Source organism: Endozoicomonas sp. SESOKO3 (genome assembly GCF_024606255.1).
Map to the genome: position 1 here is coordinate 1 of NZ_JAHHPR010000617.1, position 1,993 is coordinate 1,993.

A 1,993-nucleotide genomic window follows, 5' to 3' on the forward strand; every position below is an offset into this window, starting at 1 on the left:
GCAGAAACTGGTTATAGTCGTCAAAATCCTCAAGCATGTTCGCGATGACAATCAGGGTGGTCTCCAGTTCACTGGCAGGTGTCTCGGCAGCAAGTGTCAGTTCAGACTGCAACGTCTCCAGCAGAGCGTCTTCCGTGGTATCCCTTGAGAGGGTGATTCGAATCTGGTTGTGTTGCTCTGGCCAGGCTGCAAAGGGGCAGAGATCCAGGCCAATCACGACCTCTTTAAGCCATTGGCTGACTGCATTAATCTCTTTACTCATGGGGGGAAGTCCGGGTTAATGTGTCACCAAGTATGGCAGAAAGTACTTTTCGGAGCACGAAAGTGGCAGAGATAGGCAACAGCACTGAGCTGTTGATTTCAGTAAAAATACCGTAATGTTCATCAGTAGTAACCTGTGCTGATGAGAGTGCGTGCATGTCTGCAATTGAAATGGCTGCGGCTATTGTCCTGATCTTGATCTGTTCCGGATTATCCTGGCTGTTTGCCAGACAAAGAGCGGCTGCCGGATTGGCAAAGCTGACTGCACAGATGCATCAGCAGGGGCTCAGAATTTCTGAACTTGTCGCAGAGCAGGATCAGCTTTTCAGTGAAAGGGACAAGCTGCAATGGGATAATCGCGACCTGCACATTATAAAAGGAAAACTGGAAACCCTGCTGAATAATGAAAAACACAGAGTTCAGGAAAGAGAAGAGTCACTCAGGGAAGGTCTGTTAAAACATCGGGATGAGCAGGAAGCCCGGTTTACTGCAGAAAAGCAGGTTCGGGAATTGAAGGTCAGGCTTGAAGAGCAACAGTTGCAAAATGACAAGTCATTGCGGCAGTTGGAAGACAATAAACAAGTGCTTAAGGAGGAGTTTGGTAATCTTGCAAATGAGATTCTGGAAGCCAAGAGTCAATCGGTTTCACAACAGCATCAGGCAGGTTTGGAAAACCTGCTGAAACCTTTCAAGGAACAACTCGGCGAGTTTCGAAACAAGGTCGAAGAAGCCAGAAAAGCGGACAACGAAGGTCGGGCTGCGCTCAAACAGCAGCTGGAGACCCTGCATAATCTGAACCAGAAGATCACCGATGAAGCAGGCAACCTTGCCAGAGCTCTGAAAGGTGATAAAAAGCTACAGGGTAATTGGGGTGAGTTGCAAGTTGAAAAGATTCTGGAGAGCAGTGGCCTGATCAAAGGGCAGGAGTACCAGCGGGAAGCCAATTTCAAGGATGAAGAAGGCCAGAACAAACGGCCTGACTTTATCGTCTATCTACCCGAACAAAAGCATCTGATTATTGACTCCAAAGTCTCGCTGGTGGACTACCTGAGTTATGTCAATGCGGAAACCGATGCCGAGCGTGAAGCCGCTCTGAAGAGACATATACAAAGCATACGGAACCACATCCACAGTCTTAACGAGAAAGATTATCCCTCACTGCCAGAGGTTAAAGCGCCAGACTTTGTCTTTATGTTCATGCCGGTTGAACCTGCCTTCATGGTGGCCTTCCAGCATGACCAGCAATTATTCAATGAGGCTTTTGAGAAGCGTATTGTGGTGGTAACACCCACCACACTTTTGGCCACACTCAGAACAGTGTCTAACCTCTGGACAATAGAAAGACAGAATGCCAATGCCCGAAAGCTGGCTGACAAGGCTCGCCAAGTGTACGACAAACTTCGTATTTTTGTTGAGAAGATGGAAAAGCTGGATCAGCAACTGACCAGTGCCAGAGGTACATACGATGACGCTATGGGCACCTTGAAGCACGGTCGGGGGAATCTGATCTCTCAGGCGGATCAGTTCTTGAATCTGGGGGTGCGAGTGAAAAAGGAGCTGCCCAGACAGACGCTGGAAACGGCTGACTTGGGAAGCGACATAGCCATCGAGTGTGATCAGCAATCCATTGAGGATGATGAAGACTGATAAGACGATTCATCGGTTTTCTGCATCGACTCTTGATCCGAAAAAAGGGTTTCCTGAATAAACTGGAATCTGGAAGGGAGCAGCC

At 48.4% G+C, this 1,993-nt stretch carries 3 protein-coding genes; 1 reads left to right on the forward strand and 2 read right to left on the reverse strand.

Annotated elements, in window-relative coordinates; genetic code table 11:
- Both KDK18_RS10850 and KDK18_RS10855 read right to left on the reverse strand, forming a co-directional pair.
- Positions 1-262: DUF1415 domain-containing protein (locus tag KDK18_RS10850; RefSeq protein ID WP_257254919.1), on the reverse strand; the 262-nt coding region annotated here is incomplete at its 3' end.
- Positions 255-419 (reverse strand): hypothetical protein, encoded by a 165-nt coding sequence (locus KDK18_RS10855; protein ID WP_257254920.1) that lies wholly within the window; start codon positions 417-419, stop codon positions 255-257. The genes KDK18_RS10850 and KDK18_RS10855, both read right to left, overlap by 8 nt.
- Between KDK18_RS10855 and rmuC the strand changes: the two genes are divergently transcribed.
- Complete coding sequence (gene rmuC, locus KDK18_RS10860) at positions 418-1,908, forward strand: DNA recombination protein RmuC (protein ID WP_257254921.1); 1,491 nt, start codon at positions 418-420, stop codon at positions 1,906-1,908. The two genes, KDK18_RS10855 and rmuC, sit on opposite strands and share 2 nt — an antisense overlap.
- Positions 1,909-1,993 lie beyond the last annotated feature (85 nt).

Bases quoted from the DNA above. Each gene is read 5' to 3' on its own strand.
- KDK18_RS10855 (WP_257254920.1), bottom strand. From the start codon at position 419: ATGCACGCACTCTCATCAGCACAGGTTACTACTGATGAACATTACGGT.
- rmuC (WP_257254921.1), top strand. From the start codon at position 418: ATGTCTGCAATTGAAATGGCTGCGGCTATTGTCCTGATCTTGATCTGT.